This window comes from Brevibacterium luteolum, from assembly GCF_025147615.1.
GTDB classification, from domain to species: domain Bacteria; phylum Actinomycetota; class Actinomycetes; order Actinomycetales; family Brevibacteriaceae; genus Brevibacterium; species Brevibacterium luteolum.
Genome location: NZ_JALXPM010000026.1, coordinates 1 through 16,819 on the forward strand (window position 1 = coordinate 1; position 16,819 = coordinate 16,819).

The following is a 16,819-nucleotide window of genomic DNA, read 5'->3' on the forward strand; positions in this document are numbered from 1 at the left end:
GTCATCTCAGGTGCCTCAGATCGAGTGACCCGGCTGCTGGTTGCCGCCGAGGGTCTCCGGTGCCAGCGATCCGGAGTTCTCCAGTTCGCGCAGCTGATCGGTGAGGTAGCTCTTGAGGCGGGTGCGGTACTGGCGCTCGAAGTTCTGCAGTCCGTCGATCTCGCGCTCGAGGCTGGTCTTTTGGCTCTCCAGGGTGCTGAGGGTGTCGTCGCGCTTCTTCTCAGCGTCCTTGACGATCTGGTCGGCTTCGGCGCGGGCCTCGGAGATGAGCTTGTCGCGGATGCGCTCACCTTCGGCGACGTGCTCGTCGTGCAGGCGCTGGGCCAGCGAGATGAGGCCGTGGGCGTCCTGGTCGCCTCCGCCTGCTCCACCGTCGACAGCACCGACAGCGGCACCGGTTCCGGCTGCAGCGGCGTTGGAGCCGAAGCCGTTGGTGGCAGCGCCCTGCTGGGTCTGCTGCGGCTTCTCCTCAGCCTGCTCGCGCGATTCGTCTGCCGACTGCTGCGGGGCGACCAGCGGCGAGGCGGCCTGCTCCTTCTTCTCCTCGGCAGGGGTCTCCTTGACGTCCTGCTCCAAAACAGCGGCGGGCATCGCCTGGGTTGCCTGCGGATCCTCAGCGGTCTGCTGGGCGGCCGGCTGCGATCCGATCGTCTGGGCGCCGGTCTGCTCGGTGCCTGCAGCACCCTGTCCCTGGCTCAGCTCCTGGTTGCGCTGCTCGCACGCCGAGAGCTTCTGACGCAGCTCGTCGTTCTCCTGGTAGAGGCGACGGAGTTCGAGGACGACTTCGTCGAGGAAGTCATCGACTTCCTCCTGGTCGTATCCTTCGCGGAACTTCACGTGCTGGAACCGCTTATTGACAACATCTTGAGGCGTAAGCGCCATGAGGCCACCTTCGATCGGAAATCGTCTTTACTCTACTGTTATACAACAGATGTCGATGCCACTGTACAGCAACGCCAGCTTATTTGTCGTGCAGGCTTTGCCATGATTCGCATCATAATACGCCTTGTGCTTAAGCCGGGTCTCTACCCCGGGCGCGGCGCGGCATCCATCACCTGCTCGATATTGCAGTTCTGTCATATTCACCCGAGGCGAATACTTGCACTCACAAACCGGCGGCTGCTTTCACGACTGTGAAAGGGAATGTCACATTCCCTGGGCTGCGAGGCTGAAGAACACACCGGCGAGGATCTGCACTGCGATGAACACGAGGATGAAGCCCAGGTCCAGGGAGATCTGGCCGAGGCGCAGCGGCGGGATGATCCGGCGCACGAGCTTCACCGGCGGGTCGGTGAGCGTGTAGATGATCTCGGCGAGTACCAGGATGAAGCCGGTGGGCCGCCAGTCACGTGCGAACACCTGGATGAGGTCGATGACGACCCGCGCCAGGAGCACGAAGACGTACAGGCTCAAAGCCTGGCCGATGATCCAAAACAGCAATGACACGAAGGCTTCTCCTGAGGGAACGCAGACGGCGGACTACATTCAAGCGTAGTCCGCCGTTGCTGTTAATGCCGAACCGGGAGCCGCAGCTGCGGCCAGACGCCTCAGCTCTGGTTGAAGAAGCTGGCCTGATGGTCTCCTGCGGCTTCTTCGGTCGATACTTCGATCGACTCGGGGGTGAGGAGGAACACATTGTTGGTGACCTTCTCGATGGATCCGCGCAAGCCGAAGATGAGGCCGGCGGAGAAGTCGACGAGGCGCTTGGAGTTCGCCTCATCCATTGCCGAGAGGTTCATGATGACCGGCACGCCGTCGCGGAAGGCGGTGCCGATGGCCTTGGCGTCGTTGTAGCTGCGGGGATGGATCGTCTGAATGCGCTGCATCGCGGTGGCCGGTGCACTTTCCACAGGACGAACGGACGGGCGGATCGGGGTGACAGCAGCAGCCGGCGGCTCGAACGGCTCAGGTTCGGCCTCGAGGCCGTCGTCAGCGTAGTCGTCGTACTCGTCCTTATAGGTACGGCGCTGTTCGGTGGGCTGATGACGCAGGTCCTGCTCGTCGTAGTCCTCGACGAATCCCAGGTAGCTGCCGATCTTCTTGAGAGCGGACATGGGCGACTCCTCGTGATTGCGGGCGTCCTTCGCGGTTCGACATGCAAAGGTCTTAGTGAGAACGTACCCCACTGGCAGGTGATGGCCGGGAAAGCGCTGCGGGCGTGTCGAAAGTTCGGGTGAAGTTCTCACCGCGGCTGTGCGGTGGGCTCCATCCAGATGACACCTGCGAATCGGCCGGTGACGGCGTCGCGTCGGTAGGAGAACAGGTCGGGGCTGTCGTAGGTGCAGGCCGAGACCCAGCGCTCAAGCCGCACGCCTTCCCGGCGCAGCTGCTCGGCCACTCCGGCGGCGACGTCGATGGCTGGGGTGCCCTCGGCCGAGACCGAGGCGGCGACCGGTTCGATCTCGGCGATCTCCTCGCGCAGTTCGACCGGCACCTCGTAGCGTCGCGGGGAGATCGAGGGGCCGATGATCGCAGCGATGTTGTCCGCCCCACGCTCACGCATCGACTCGACAGCAGCGCCGACGACGCCTGCGGCCATGCCCTTGCGCCCGGCGTGGACGCTGGCGATGACCCCGGCATCCGGGTCGGCCAGCAGCACCGGAGTGCAGTCGGCGACGAGGACGGCGAGACCGAGGAGGGTCGATGAGGTCACCTGGGCATCCGCTTCGACGGTGTCGAGCGAGACGGACGAATTGAGGTCATCGAGATCGACGGTGTGCACGGCGGTGCCGTGGACCTGGGAGGTGAAGCTCAGCCGGTCGGCCTGCAGGCCCAGCACCTGGGCGAGCATATTGCGGTTGGCTGTCACCGCCGAGTCGTCGTCGCCGACTCCGCGCCCGAGGTTGAGCGAGTTGTAGGGAGGAACGGAATAGCCGCCCCATCGGTCCGAGAACGCCGCGTGGGCCACGCAGCGAGTTCCCGGAACGACGAAGCGGCTGTGCAGCACGAGGCCGTCCCTGTCTTATTTGAGGAAGTCGGGGATGTCGAGGTCGTCATCGAAGCTGTCGACCTTCTCATCCGGCAGCTCGCGCGGAACCGAGGGTGCAGATTCCTCGCTGGAACCGGCCGAAGCCGAGGCATCGTCCGATCCGCTCGACGAAGAGTCTTCCGAGCGCAAACTGTATGGGCCAGCCTGGGTGCCCGAATCGCTGGCGGCAGCACCTGCGGCCGCACCGGCGCCGGCGGCTGCCGCACCGACGGCGGCGGGCTGGTTGCCGGATTCGCTGCGGCCGGCGTCTGCCGAACGGCGGTCCTCCGACGACTTGCTGGCTGCCAGCGACGGCGAGCCCTCCACAGCGCCGACCGGCGTGTCGAAGCCGGCGGCGATGACGGTGATGCGGCATTCGTCGCCGAGGTTGTCGTCGATGACGGTGCCGAAGATGATGTTGGCTTCCGGGTGCGCGGCTTCCTGCACGAGGCGGGCGGCCTCGTTGATCTCGAACAGGCCGAGGTCGGATCCGCCCTGGATGCTCAGCAGCACGCCGTGGGCGCCTTCGATGCTGGCTTCGAGCAGCGGCGAGGCGATTGCGGCCTCGGCTGCCTGCACGGCACGGTCGTCGCCGACGGCGGAGCCGATGCCCATGAGCGCTGTGCCGGCGTCCTGCATGACGGACTTGACGTCGGCGAAGTCGAGGTTGATCATGCCCGGCGTCGAGATGAGGTCGGTGATGCCCTGCACGCCCGAGCGCAGCACCTCGTCAGCGGACTGGAAGGCCTCGATGACCGAGACGTTGCGGTCCGAGATCGACAGCAGCCGGTCGTTCGGGATGACGATGAGGGTGTCGACTTCCTCGCGGAGGTCGGCGATGCCCTTCTCCGCCTGGGCCGAGCGGCGCCGGCCTTCGAAGGTGAACGGGCGGGTGACGACACCGATGGTCAGGGCGCCGAGGCCGCGGGCGATGCGGGCGACGACAGGTGCTGCACCGGTGCCGGTGCCGCCGCCTTCGCCAGCGGTGACGAAGACCATGTCGGCGCCTTCGAGCGCTTCGGTGATGGCCTCTTCGGAGTCCTCTGCGGCCTTGCGCCCGATCTCCGGGTCGGCTCCGGCGCCGAGCCCGCGAGTGAGGTCGCGGCCGATCTCGAGCTTCAGGTCAGCTTCGGAGAGGAGCAGCGCTTGTGCGTCGGTGTTGATTGCGATGAACTCGACGCCTTTGAGGCCGACGTCGATCATCCGTTGGACAGCGTTGACACCGCCGCCGCCGGTACCGGCAACCTTGATGTCCGCTCCGGATTGTGGGAATTCAGCCAAGTCGGTTTCCTCTTTCGACGCATCGGGCCCATGCGGGCGTGTGGGCCTATTTTGCCTTCATGTCGACGCTATGACCCGCTCCCCCTCAGCGCAACTCTCGCACGCGGTGTGTCGAAAGCTTCTGCCCCGGCAGGCCCGATCGGTGCCCCGGGCGGGAGCTTATGAGGTGACCGGCACCTCGGGCACGGAGACGTCGATCGTCTGCGCATCGGTATCGATGAGCTTGGAGGCGATGTCGAATTTGCGGGCGGCGTCCTCGGCGCTGCCGAATCGGATCGTCACCGGGGAGGCGTCTTCGCCGGGGCTGTAGTCGATTTCGATCTTCTCCGGATCACTGGCGCGCACGACGCTGATCTGCTCGGGCACCCCGTCAGGCAGTTCGTCGAGCAGTGCCAGTGCGGCGCTGATCGTCTCCTTGCGGCCGGCTCCGGCGGTGAGTTCGAGGCGGGCCAGTCCGTCGGGTTCGCCGGTGACGGTGTCGATCGTCGTGCCGGTGGCATCGACGCGGTCCCAGCCGGAGCCTGCGCGCACGGCGATGAGCGGGGTGCGGTCGGTGACCGTGATGGACAGAGCGCGCGGGCCGGCCCAGCGGGCCTTCGCCGAGGCGGCCTTCGGCAGGCGCTTGAGGGCGGCCTTCTCGACTGCACCGGGCATCGCCTGCGGCAGCGGGGTGCCGGACCAATCGGCCAGCACCGCTACTTCGATCTGCTCGGCGGTGTAGAACTCCGTCGCCTTGGCTTTGACGCTGGTGATCGCCAGCACCGGGGAGAACCAGGCGGCGGCCAGCAGCCCGATGATGACCGCGGCGCTGCCGGCGATGACGAGGATGCGTGTGAGCCGGGCGCGGCGGCGGGCGGCGAGCCGGTCGGACAGGCTCGCGGTCGCCTCGGTGCTGCCGGTGTGCGTCTGCGTCATCGCCTGCCGGTCACCAGGCCGTTTCGAGTGCGGCGACGATCTCGGGGCCGAGGATCGTGACGTCGCCGGCGCCGATGGTGATGACGATGTCGCCGGGCTGGACGCGGGAGACGACGGTCGGCACGGCATCGGAGAAGGCCGGCAGGAAGGTGGCGTTGTCGTGCGGGACCTCCTCGGCGACGATCGCGCCGGTCACCCCAGGGATCGGGTCCTCGCGGGCGGGGAACACGTCGAGGACGATCGCCTCATCGGCGATGCCGAGCGCCTGGCCGAACTCCTGCTTGAAGTTCTGGGTGCGGCTGAACAGGTGCGGTTGGAAGATCGCGTGCACCCGCCCGCCGGGGGCCACGACCGAGCGGGCGGCGGTGAGCACGGCGCTGACCTCGGTCGGGTGGTGGGCGTAGTCGTCGTAGACGCGCACGCCGTGGGCGGTGCCGCGCAGCTCGAAGCGCCGGCGGGTGCCGCCGAAGCCGGCCAGGCCCGCAACAGCGGCATCGAGGTCGCCGCCGAGGTGGTGGACGACGCAGAGTGCGGCGGTGGCGTTGGCGGCGTTGTAGGCGCCGGGCTGCTGGAGTTCGACGTCGAGGTCACGGCCGTCGAGGGTGACGGTGAAGGCGGTGCCGACCTCGCCGGGGCGCAGGTCGGTGATCGGCACATCGGCGGTCTCGGCGAATCCGTAGGTGACGACGGTGGTGCCCTCAGCGGCGGCTTGGGCTGCGATCTCGCGGGATCCGGCGTCGTCGGCGCAGGCGATGAGCACACCGCCGCGGCTGCGCACGTGGCTGGCGAAGTCGACGAAGGCCTGGCGCACACCAGCCCAGTCGCCGTAGTGGTCGAGGTGGTCGGCCTCGGCGTTTGTGATGACGGCGACGGCCGGTTCGTAGAGCAGGAAGGAGCCGTCGGATTCGTCGGCTTCGGCGATGAACGCCTCGCCGGTGCCGTCGTGGGCGTTGGTGCCCGAGGCGGTGAGCACTCCCCCGATGACGAACGACGGGTCCCCGCCGCCGGCCTGCAGGGCGACCGTCGTCATCGATGTCGTCGTCGTCTTGCCGTGAGTGCCGGCGATCGCAACGGTCGTGCGGCCGTGCATGAGGCCTGCGAGTGCCGCTGAGCGGTGGATGATGCGCAGGCCCTTGTCGCGGGCGGCGGCCAGTTCGCGGTTGTCCTGGCGGATGGCTGAGGAGACGACGACGGTGTCGACATCGGCGATGTTCTCTGCCCGCTGGCCGATCGCGATCTCCGCGCCGAGGGCGCGCAGGGCTGCAACGACCGAGGAGTCCTTCGCATCGGAGCCGGTGACGGTCATGCCGCGCATGAGCATGATCCGGGCGATGCCGGACATGCCGGCGCCGCCGATGCCGATGAAGTGGACGCGGCCGAGTTCAGCGGCCGGGATGATCGGCGTGTCAGGGGCTGCTGCCATCTGTCAGTCGTCCTTTGTGCGTTCTTTGCGGTTGAGCAGTTCCGGCGGGTACGGCCGGTGCGGATGCTCCCGGCCGAGGGCCGCATACATCTTATGCACCATCGTGCGCGCAGCTGCCATCGGGAAGTCGGCGGCCAGGGCGGTTTCGCTCATCGCCTGCAGGCGCGCCGGGTCGGTCAGCAGCGGCAGGATCGTGCCGGTGACCGCGGCCGTGTCGAAGTCAGCGTTGTCGATCATGAGTGCCGCGCCGGATTCGACGAGGCCTGCAGCGTTGAGGCGCTGCTCGCCGTTGCCGATCGCCAGCGGCACGAACACCGTCGGCACTCCGGTGATCGACACCTCGGCGACGGTCCCGGCACCGGAGCGGGCGATGAGCAGGTCGGCGGCCAGATAGGCGTTGTGCATCCCGTCGACGTATTCGACGACGTGGTAGTCCGGGACCGAGGCGGCTGCGGCGGCGACGTCTGCGGCCTTGCCGGCGCCGGTGATGTGGAGGATCTGCACGCCTGCTGCCGCGATGTTCTCGATCGCTCCGGCGAAGGCTTCGTTGAGCCGCTGGGCGCCGGACGATCCGCCGGTCACCACGAGGGTCGGCAGGTCTTCGCGCAGACCGAGATGCTGGCGTGCGGCGGCCCGCTGGGCGGGGTCGGTGTAGTCGACGAGTTCGATCTGAGAGCGGATCGGCATGCCGACCTGGCTGCCCTTGAGCGGGGTGCCGGAGAAGGTGTAGCCGATGTTGGCCGCAGGCGTGAAGCCGGCGCCGAGGCGGTTGGCCAGTCCCGGCCGGGCGTTGGCTTCGTGGATGATGACCGGGATCTTCGCGAGTTTGGCAGCCAGGTAGGCCGGCGGGCAGACGTAGCCGCCGACTCCGACGACGATGTCGACGTGGCGGTCGCGGATGAGCCGGCGGACCTTGCGCACGGTGCCGGCCAGCCGCCCGGGGAAGCGCAGCAGGTCGGTGTCGATGCTGCGCGGGGCGGGCACCTTGTCGATGGTGACGAGTTCGAAGCCGGCTTCGGGTACGAGGCGGGTCTCCAGGCCGGCGGGCGTGCCGAGCATGATGATCTCAGCTTCCGGGTCCTGGAATCTCAGATCCTCGGCGATGGCGAGCATCGGGGCGACGTGGCCGGTGGTGCCGCCGCCGGCGAACAGGGCTGTCAGGGGTCGGGTCATGTCCTCTTCTTCTTCCGTAGGCGCAGCGGTGAGGAGGCGAGCACGGCCAGGGATTCGCGCACCCGGGCGTTCTGGGCGCGCATCGCCTCCTGCGCCCCGGATTCGGCGCGCGCGAAGGCGAGCACGACCCCGGCGGCGATGCAGGTGGCCAGCAGTGCGGAGCCGCCGTAGGAGACGAAGGGCAGCGGCACGCCGATGACCGGCAGCACCCCGGAGACGACGCCGATGTTGACGAGTGCCTGGCCGATGAGCCACATGAAGATCCCGGCGGTGGCGGCCTGGATCATCCGGTCGTCGGTGCGCAGCACGATGCGGATGAGGCCGTAGCCGAGCACGGAGAACAGCAGCAGCACTGCCACGGAACCGAGCAGGCCGAGCTCTTCGCCGATGATCGCGAAGATGAAGTCGTTGTGCGCCTCGGGCAGCCACAGCCACTTCTCCCTGGAGGCGCCGAGTCCCACGCCGAACCAGCCGCCGGAGGCCAGGGCGAACAGTCCGTGGTTGGACTGCCAGTGCTGGCCGAGTGGGTCCATCGCCTCGTTCTCGTGGCCGACGAACATCGCGCGGATGCGGGCCATGCGGTTGGCACTCGTGATCACGAGGAGGGTGACGACGGCGGCGATGCCGAGGAAGGCGGTGATGAGGTAGCGCCATGGCAGTCCGGCGACGAACACGGTGCCCAGTGCGGTGGCCATGACGATGAGGGCGGTGCCGAGGTCGCGTCCGGCCAGTACGAGCCCGAGTACGGCGGCGAGTCCGATGATGGCGGGCATGACCTCTTTGAGGCTGGTGAGTTTGGTGGCTTTGTGGGCGAAGAACGTCGCCAGCCAGATCGCCAGCGCCACCTTGGTGAATTCGGCTGGCTGGCCCTGGAAGCCGCCGATTCTGATCCAGCCGGCGTTGCCCTGCACCTCGTGGCCGAGGCCGGGGATGAGCGGCAGCGTCTGCAGTGCGAGAGCGCCGATGAAGATGATCGGGGCGGCCTTCCTGAACCAGTTCACCGGCGCGTAGGACAGGGCGATCATGACGGTCACGCCGATGATCGCGTAGATGCCTTGCCGGTTGAACACGGAGAACGAGGAGCCCTCCCCTGCCCGGTAGGCGGTGATGGAGGAGGCCGAGAGCACCATGATGAGGCCGAAGCCGATGAGTGCGAGCACGCAGATGAAGACGAGGTAGTAGCTGGTGACCGGCAGGTCGAGCAGCCGGCGCAGGCTGGCCATCACGCCGGTCCCGCGCGTGAAGTCAGCTGCGCGCGTCCGCCGGGTCTCGGCGTCGTGCCGCAGCGAGGCCATCTCAGCTCACCTGGTCCTGCACGGCTGCGGCGAACAGCGCCCCGCGTGTGCCGTAGTTGAGGAACTGGTCCATGCTCGCAGCCGCCGGGGCGAGGAGCACGGTGTCACCATCGGAGGCCAGTTCACGGGCAGCGGTGACGGCGGCGCGCATGAGCGCCTCGCCTCGCCGGGTCTCATCGGCCGGGCCCGAGGTCTCGGTCGCCTCATCCTCGCCGGTGGCCGGGTCGATGCGCACGAGCGGCACCGCGGGTGCGTGTGCGGTGAGCACGCTCGTGTAGGGGTCCGGGTCGGTGCCGATGAGCACGACGCCGGTCAGCCGGTGGGCGTGGGTGCTGATGAGCTCGGTGAGGTCAGCGCCCTTCGTCAGGCCGCCGGCGATCCACACGATCCGTTCGGCCGAGGCCAATGCGGCGTCGGCGGCATGCGGGTTGGTGGCTTTGGAGTCGTTGATCCAGCGCACTCCCCCGGATTCTGCGACGACGGCCATCCGGTGATCGGCCGGCTGGTGGGTGCGCAGTCCTTCGCGCACGGCAGCTGGTGGGATGTCGAGGCTGCGGGCGAGGGCGGCTGCGGCCAGGGCGTTGGCGATCTGGTGGGGTGCGACCGGTGCACCGGCGCTGCCGACGGCGGTGGCGACGTCGTCGAGTGAGCCGAGTTCGGCTGCCGTGGACTGCCGGTTGTGCAGGTATGCACGGTCGACGAGGACTCCGTCGACGACGCCGAACTCGCCGGGGGCCGGCATTCCGGTGGTGAAGCCGATCGCGCGGGCACCACCGATGACCTCGGCGTCCTCGACGAGCCGGCGGGTGGCCGGGTCGTCGACGTTGTAGACGCAGGAGGCCGCGACGTTCGTGTAGGCGCGGGCCTTGTCAGCGCAGTAGTCCTCATAGCTGCCGTGCCAGTCGACGTGGTCTTCTGCCAGGTTGAGCACGGCGGCGGCATGCGCGCTCATCGAGTACTGCCAGTGCAGCTGGAAGCTTGAGAGCTCGATAGCGAGCACGTCGGCGGCCGGGTCGAGGACGGCTTCGATGAGCGGCTGGCCGATGTTGCCGCAGGCTTTGGCGTGAAGGCCGGCGGCGGTGAGCATCGAGGCGAGCATCGAGGTCGTCGTGGTCTTGCCGTTGGTGCCGGTGACGACGAGCCAGGGTGCGGTGTTGTGGCCGCGGACCCGCCAGGCGAGTTCGACTTCGCCGATGACGGGGATGCCGCGTTCGTGGGCGGTCGTGAAGATCGGGTGGTCGGGTCGCCAGCCCGGTGAGGTGACGACGAGGTCGGGGATCTTGCCGGCCGCGCTGGTCGGCAGGTCGGTGACGTGTTCGGGCCCGCGCCGGATGTCGACGTCGAAGACGCCGAGGATCGTCTCCCATTCGCTCAAGTCCCGCTCGGTGTCGCCGTCGACGACGATGACCTCGGCGTGGCGTTCGGCTAGGTGGACGGCCATCGGGAAGCCGGAGACTCCCAGGCCGGTGACGACGATGGTGAGACCGTGCAGGCTCTGGGTCGGTCCGTGCAGCACGTCCGGGATGTTCTCGGCGTGCGGGTAGTCGACTGGCTCCCAGCCTTCGGGGTGCAGGGGCAAGTCGGCTGCCGGCGGGGGTGAGAAGGTCATCCCGGCCAGCGGGTTATCTGGAGTGCCGTTGCTGTCAGCGGGCAAGGTTGGACACCCATTCGGCGTAGAAGAGCGCGATCGCGCCGACGACGAAGAGCACGGCGATGATCCAGAAGCGCACGACGATCGTGACCTCGCCCCACCCCTTGAGTTCGAAGTGGTGCTGCAGCGGTGCCATGCGGAAGACGCGTTTGCCGGTGAGCTTGTAGGAGGCGACCTGGATGATGACGCTGAGGGTGATGATGACGAACAAGCCGCCCATGACGACGAGCAGCAGTTCGGTGCGCGACATGATCGCCAGGCCGCCGATCGCACCGCCGATCGCCAGCGAGCCGGTGTCGCCCATGAAGATCTTCGCCGGCGAGGTGTTCCACCACAGGAATCCGATGCAGGCTGCTGCCAGGGCGGCGGCGACGATCGTGAGGTCGCGGGGGTCGCGGACCTCGTAGCAGCCGGCGCGGGCCTCGGACATGAGCGAGCAGTTCTGCGTCGACTGCCACGTGTTGATCATGACGTAGCCGAGGAAAACGACTGCTGAGGCGCCGGCGGCCAGGCCGTCGAGGCCGTCGGTGAGGTTCACGGCGTTCGACACAGCGGTGATGATGAGGTTGGCCCACACGATGAAGAGCACGGTGCCGAAGATGACGCCGGCGAACGCGAGGTCGATGTTGGTGTCGCGGATGAAGGAAATCGCCGAGGATGCCGGGGTCACGCCGTAGCGGCTGGGGAAGTTGAGCGCCAGAATCGCGAACGTGATGCCGACGAAGCCCTGCCCGATGATCTTGCCGCGCGGGCGCAGGCCCAGGGACCGCTGCTTGGAGACCTTGATGTAGTCGTCGAGGAAGCCGATCGCGCCGAGGCCTGCGGCCAGCCACAGCACGAGCAGCCCGGAGACCGTCGGCCAGGAGCCGGTGACGAGGTGGGCGATGAGATAGGAGGCGATCGTCGCCGAGACGATGACGACACCGCCCATCGTCGGGGTGCCGCGCTTGGTGGCATGCGATTCAGGCCCGTCATCGCGGATGAACTGGCCGTAGCCGCGGCGGACGAGCTGGCGGATGTAGACCGGGGTGCCAACGAGCGTGAACAGCAGGCTCAGGCACGCGGCGAGCACAACTGCGATCATTGGGCCCCCGAGATTCCAGCGATCTCGTCACCGAGGTAGCGCAGTCCGGCATCGCGTGAGGACTTGAACAGCACGATGTCACCAGGCTGCAGCTCGGCGTTGAGCAGATCGCGGGCCTCAGCGACGGTGGCCACCCAGGCGGCCTCGTTGCCCCAGGAGCCTTCGAGGTGGGCTGCCTGGTAGATCGGGCGGGCGCCTTCGCCGACGGCGATCGTGCGGTTGATGTTGAGGCGGACGGCCTGCCGGCCGACGGTGTCGTGGGCGGTGACGGAGTCCTCACCGAGCTCGAGCATCTCACCGAGCACGGCGACGGTCCGCCGCGGCGGGGTCTCCTCATCGCCGCGGCCCATCGCGGCCAGCGTCTTGAGGGCTGCGGCCATCGAGTCGGGGTTGGCGTTGTAGGCGTCGTTGAGCACGGTCACACCGCTGGGCGAGTCGATGAGCTCCATCCGCCACCGGCTGGCAGCGCCCGAGGTGCCCAGGGTGGTGGCGATGGTGCGTGATTCGACGCCGCACAGGTGGGCGACGGCGGCTGCGGCGAGGGCATTGTCGACGTGGTGCTCACCGAGCAGGGCGAGTTCGACCGGCTGGGGCTCCTCATCGGGCAGCTGCAGCTGGAACGACGTCCGGCCCGAGGCGTGGGATTCGATGTCGCCGGCGCGCACAACCGGTTCACCCTCGGAACCGGGGTTCGAGGAGAACCACAGCGTGTTGACACCGGGGGCGAGCACATCGTGCATCGCACGCACCCTGGCGTCATCGGCGTTGAGGACCGCCCAGCCGCCGCTGGTGAGCGATTCGACGAGCTCGGACTTCGCCCGTGCAGTATTCTCGACTGAGCCGAACACACCGGAGTGGGCGCTGCCGACGTTGAGTTCGACGGCGATGTCGGGGCGGATGAGGGAGGTGAGGTAGGCGAGGTTGCCGATCGTGCGCGCACCCATCTCGAGGACGAGGAAGCGCGTCGACTCGTCGGCCCGCAGGGCCGTCAGCGGCACACCGACTTCGTTGTTGTAGGAGTTCGGCGGCCACACAGTCTCCCCGACCGAGAGCAGCAGGTCAGACGTCAGGTCCTTGACGGTGGTCTTGCCGGCCGAGCCGGTGATGGCGATGACGGTGAGCTCGCCGGATTCGCGCAGCGCGGCGACGTTGAGGGAGGCGAGCTGGCCGAGGGCTGCAGTGGCGTCGGAGACGTGCAGTGTCGGCAGGTGCTCGCCGTCGACAGCGGGCACCGCCTCTGCGATGACGAGGGCGGCTCCGGCTTCGACGGCGGCCGGGGCGAAGGTGATCCCGTCGGTCTGCTCACCACGCCGAGCGACGTAGATGTCCCCGGGGCTGACCTCGCGGGAGTCGGTGACGACCCCGCCGGTGAGCATCGTGTCTTCAGATACGCCGTACAGGCTGCCCTTGAGGGCAGCGGCGACTTCTCCTGCAGAAAAACTCTTCATATCAATCCTGAACTCTACCTGCTGCAACGCCCGAAGGCCGTGAAGCGCAGGCCCGGCGAGTGTGTTCTCGGTCATCGAAGGGGTGGACGACCCCGGCGATCTCCTGGCCGGTCTCGTGCCCCTTGCCGGCCACGAGAAGGGTGCCGGTCTCCCCTGCTGCTGCGACGCCGGCGATGATCGCCTCAGACCGGGCGGGGATCTCCTCGATGCGGGTGGCGCGGGCCGTTCCCGAGGCGCGGGCCGCCTCGGCACCGGAGCGCACCGCAGCGCGGATGGCGGCGGGGTCTTCGGAGCGGGGGTTGTCGTCGGTGACGATGACGACGTCGGCACCGCGGGCAGCGGCAGCACCCATATCGGCGCGCTTGGAGGGGTCGCGGTCGCCGCCGGCGCCGCAGACGATGACGAGCGGGCGGCCGGATTCGGCCAGGCCGCCGAGCACCTGGGTGATGGCGTCAGGGGTGTGAGAGTAGTCGACGACGGCCAGCGGGGCTGCGCCGTTGACCTGTTCCATGCGTCCGGGCACGGTGACCTCGAAGGAGCCAGCGACGGCTGCCAGCGCGTCGAGGTCGGTGCCGGATTCGAGCAGCAGGGCCAGGGCCAGGGCGGTGTTGGCGACGTTGAAGCTGCCCGGCAGCGGGGCGCGGGCGGGAAGTGTTCCGGCTGGTGTGTGCAGGGTGAAGTGCGGGCCGGACTCGTCGGCGATGAGGTATGTGGGGTTCTCGGCGGTCTCGCGGGAGATCGTGGCGACCGGCACCTCGGCGATGGCCGCCAGGCGGCGGCTGTAGTCATCGGCGAGCATGATGACCCCGCGGTCGGAGAACGCCGGGGTGAACAGGGTGGCCTTGGCCTGGAAGTACTCCTCCATGCTGGCGTGGAAGTCGAGGTGGTCCTGGCTGAGGTTGGTGAACCCGGCAACAGGGAAGTGCGCGCCGTCGACGCGGTGCTGGGCCAGGGCGTGGGAGGAGACCTCCATCGCACACGTGTCGACGCCGGCTGAGCGCATGCGGGCGAACAGGGCGTGCAGCTCAGGGGCCTCAGGTGTGGTGCGCACGGCTGGCTGCGTCTGCCCGGCGATTGTCGTAGCGACGGTGCCGATGAGCCCGGTGGTCCGTCCCAGGGCGGTGAGCAGGCCGTCGAGGATGTAGCTCGTCGTGGTCTTGCCGTTGGTGCCGGTGATGCCCAGCAGCTGTGGAACATCCGGGTCGGTGCCGTAGATCTGGGCGGCTATGCTGCCCAGGCGTGCGCGCGGGCTCTCGGTGATGAGCAGGCACAGCTCATCGAGGGCCGGGGCTGCCGAGTCGGCAGCGAGGGCGGTTTCGATCATCTGCTGGCCGGCCGGGTCGGTGAGGATTGCCCGGACGCCTGCGGTGATGAGGGATGGGGCGAACTGGGCGCCGTGGACGTTGGCGCCGGGCAGGGCCGCGTACAGCCAGCCGGGCTGGGTCTGCCGCGAGTCGTGGCTGACGCCGTGCACCTCGGTGTCGGCCGGGCCGGTGACCGCGACGTCGTCCGGCAGCTGCAGTTCGGTGATCCGCATTACTTCCATTCCCCTGGGTAGAGATCGGGTTCCTCGGTCGATGGTGGCACACCCATATGACGCAGGGTGAATCCTGCGACGTCGGAGAACACCGGGGCCGCTGCGGTGCCGCCGTAGTAGCCCTTGCGGGGCCGCTGCAGGGTCACTGACACAGCGATCTTCGGGTCCTCGGCCGGTGCCGCACCGACAAAGGAAGCAGTGTAGCCGTCATAGCCGGGTCCGTTCTCATTCGGCGCCTGCGCAGTGCCGGTCTTGCCTGCCACCCGGTAGCCGGAAATCTGCGCGGACTGGCCGGTGCCCTCGGCGACGACGCCTTCGAGCATGCGCATGAGTTCGCCTGCCGCTTTTTCGCTGATGACCTGTTCGGGATCGGCTGGTGCGATATCGGTCACGCGGCCGGAATCGTCGACGGTGCCGGTCACGAGCTGCGGGGCGACCTTCTTCCCGCCGTTGGCGATGGTGGCCATCGCCGCGGTCGTCTGCAGTGAGGTGGCTGCCACGCCCTGGCCGAACATGACGGTGTACTTGGTGCGGCCGTCCCATTCATCCGGCGGGTAGAGCAGGCCGCGGGTGGTGCCGGGGAAGTCGATGCCGCTGGGCTGGCCGAAGCCGAACTTCGTCAGATACTCGTAGCGCTCCTCAAGGGAGAGCTTGTCGCCGGAGAGGATCGTGCCGGTGTTCGAAGACTCTTCTAAGATCCCGGCGACGGTGAGCTTCTGGTCCGGGTGGCTGCTGGAGTCGCGGAACTCCTCGCCGTTGGGTGCCTTCCACTTTTCGGGCACGACGAACTTGTCGGTCGGGGTGGCTTTGCCGGTGTCGAGCAGCGCTGCGGCGGTGACCATCTTGGCAGTCGAGCCGGGTTCGAAGGAGCCGGAGAAGATCCGTGATCCGCGGTCTTCGGCATCAGCCTTGCCGGGGTTGTTCGGGTCGACGCTCGGGGCTTCGGCGGCGGCGATGATCCGTCCGGTGCCGACTTCGAAGATCGTCACGGTGCCCCATTCGGCTTCGTGCTTCTTGACCTGGTCGGCGATCGCCTGCTGGGCGTAGTACTGCACATCGGAGTCGAGGCTCAGCTGCAGGCCCTGGCCGTTCTGGGCTGGGGTGATGTTCGAGTCGCCGAGCGGGATGATGTCGCCGGACAGGCCGCGCTCGTACTGCTGTTCGCCGTCGCGGCCGCGCAGGGTGCCGTCATGCTGGAGTTCGAGGCCGGCCAGTGCCTGCCCGTCGGAGCCGACGAAGCCGAGCAGGTTGCCGCCGACCGCACCGGCTGGATATGAGCGGATGGCGTACTCGTCGGCGGTGATGCCGGGGATGTCGCGGGCCTTGATCGCCTGCCACACCTCGGCGGTGATGCCATCGGCGACGACGGACCACTGCCGGTCGCCGTGCAGCATCGGATACAGCAGGCCGGGATCGGTGTCGAGGTCTTCTGCCAGCTGTTCGGCGGCACCCCAGGCACCGATGATGACGCCGTCCTTGTTCTTGTACTTGCCGACGTTCTGCTGGTCGGCGACCAGCCGGTAGCGCATCGCGTTGTCGGCCAGCACGGTGCCGTCGGCGGCGAGGATGACGCCGCGGGAGGCCGGCAGGGACAGGGTCACGAGCCGGGAGTCGAGTGCCCGCTCAGCCAGCCGGCGGGTGTCCATCCCCTGGATGTAGAACAGCTTGCCGGTGATCGCGATGATGAGAAGCACGGCGCAGATGGCGAGGAACTTCATCCGCTTCTGCGGGTCGGCCACCCGGGCCGGTTTGGGCGTACGGGTTTTCGGCTTCGCTGTCACCGGTGTGCGCTTGGGTCCGGTGGCGCGGCGAACAGGCTTCTTCTGGGCGGTGGCTGTCGTGCTGCGCGGGGACCGAGAGGTGCTGCCGGAGGCGCGAGTGCTGCCAGCTGCCCGCGCGCCACCGCTGCCGGTGCGGGCTGGTCGCTTCGCTGACCGGCTGGCAGGTCGTTGCCGCGGGGAAGCGCCGGTGCGTGCGGCGGTCTTCCGCTTCTGCGGCTTGCCCATGACGTCTGCTCCCCCTTGCTGTCCGGCTGTCTGCTGTT

General features: G+C 68.2%; 14 protein-coding genes. All 14 read right to left on the bottom strand.

Annotated elements, in window-relative coordinates:
* Positions 1–15 precede the first annotated feature (15 nt).
* Positions 16–882, bottom strand: a complete 867-nt coding sequence (locus M3C25_RS07940) for a DivIVA domain-containing protein (protein ID WP_259855704.1) — start codon at positions 880–882, stop codon at positions 16–18.
* 264 nt (positions 883–1,146) lie between these two features.
* Entirely contained in the window at positions 1,147–1,446 is a 300-nt protein-coding gene (locus M3C25_RS07945; protein ID WP_165882732.1) for a YggT family protein, read from the bottom strand.
* Positions 1,447–1,547: 101 nt separating this feature from the next.
* Positions 1,548–2,054 (bottom strand): cell division protein SepF, encoded by a 507-nt coding sequence (locus M3C25_RS07950; protein ID WP_259855705.1) that lies wholly within the window; start codon positions 2,052–2,054, stop codon positions 1,548–1,550.
* A gap of 128 nt (positions 2,055–2,182) precedes the next feature.
* Positions 2,183–2,947, bottom strand: coding sequence for a peptidoglycan editing factor PgeF (gene pgeF / locus M3C25_RS07955; protein WP_259855709.1), 765 nt, complete (start codon positions 2,945–2,947; stop codon positions 2,183–2,185).
* A 15-nt stretch (positions 2,948–2,962) separates the two neighbouring features.
* Entirely contained in the window at positions 2,963–4,249 is a 1,287-nt protein-coding gene (gene ftsZ, locus M3C25_RS07960) for a cell division protein FtsZ (RefSeq protein WP_259855711.1), read from the bottom strand.
* A gap of 159 nt (positions 4,250–4,408) precedes the next feature.
* A complete protein-coding gene (locus tag M3C25_RS07965) occupies positions 4,409–5,164 on the bottom strand; it encodes a cell division protein FtsQ/DivIB (RefSeq protein WP_259855713.1) in 756 nt (251 codons plus the stop codon).
* Positions 5,165–5,174: 10 nt separating this feature from the next.
* Positions 5,175–6,587: a UDP-N-acetylmuramate--L-alanine ligase gene (murC, locus tag M3C25_RS07970; protein ID WP_259855715.1), complete on the bottom strand. Its 1,413-nt coding sequence runs from the start codon at positions 6,585–6,587 to the stop codon at positions 5,175–5,177.
* Positions 6,588–6,590: 3 nt separating this feature from the next.
* On the bottom strand, positions 6,591–7,760 hold the full coding sequence (locus M3C25_RS07975) for a UDP-N-acetylglucosamine--N-acetylmuramyl-(pentapeptide) pyrophosphoryl-undecaprenol N-acetylglucosamine transferase (protein ID WP_259855716.1): 1,170 nt from the start codon (positions 7,758–7,760) through the stop codon (positions 6,591–6,593).
* Positions 7,757–9,055, bottom strand: a complete 1,299-nt coding sequence (gene ftsW / locus M3C25_RS07980; protein WP_102160551.1) for a putative lipid II flippase FtsW — start codon at positions 9,053–9,055, stop codon at positions 7,757–7,759. The genes M3C25_RS07975 and ftsW overlap by 4 nt, the downstream gene beginning before the upstream one ends.
* 1 nt (position 9,056) lies before the next feature.
* Complete coding sequence (murD, locus tag M3C25_RS07985; protein ID WP_259795325.1) at positions 9,057–10,664, bottom strand: UDP-N-acetylmuramoyl-L-alanine--D-glutamate ligase; 1,608 nt, start codon at positions 10,662–10,664, stop codon at positions 9,057–9,059.
* A gap of 34 nt (positions 10,665–10,698) precedes the next feature.
* Positions 10,699–11,790 (bottom strand): phospho-N-acetylmuramoyl-pentapeptide-transferase, encoded by a 1,092-nt coding sequence (gene mraY / locus M3C25_RS07990; protein ID WP_259855717.1) that lies wholly within the window; start codon positions 11,788–11,790, stop codon positions 10,699–10,701.
* On the bottom strand, positions 11,787–13,238 hold the full coding sequence (locus tag M3C25_RS07995; RefSeq protein ID WP_259855718.1) for a UDP-N-acetylmuramoyl-tripeptide--D-alanyl-D-alanine ligase: 1,452 nt from the start codon (positions 13,236–13,238) through the stop codon (positions 11,787–11,789). Before M3C25_RS07995 ends, mraY begins: the two co-directional genes overlap by 4 nt.
* Before the next feature lies 1 nt (position 13,239).
* The gene (locus tag M3C25_RS08000) at positions 13,240–14,775 is read right to left on the bottom strand and encodes a UDP-N-acetylmuramoyl-L-alanyl-D-glutamate--2,6-diaminopimelate ligase (protein ID WP_259795321.1); all 1,536 of its coding nucleotides are present in this window, start codon (positions 14,773–14,775) and stop codon (positions 13,240–13,242) included.
* A complete protein-coding gene (locus M3C25_RS08005) occupies positions 14,775–16,781 on the bottom strand; it encodes a peptidoglycan D,D-transpeptidase FtsI family protein (protein WP_259855720.1) in 2,007 nt (668 codons plus the stop codon). Before M3C25_RS08005 ends, M3C25_RS08000 begins: the two co-directional genes overlap by 1 nt.
* Positions 16,782–16,819: the final 38 nt, after the last annotated feature.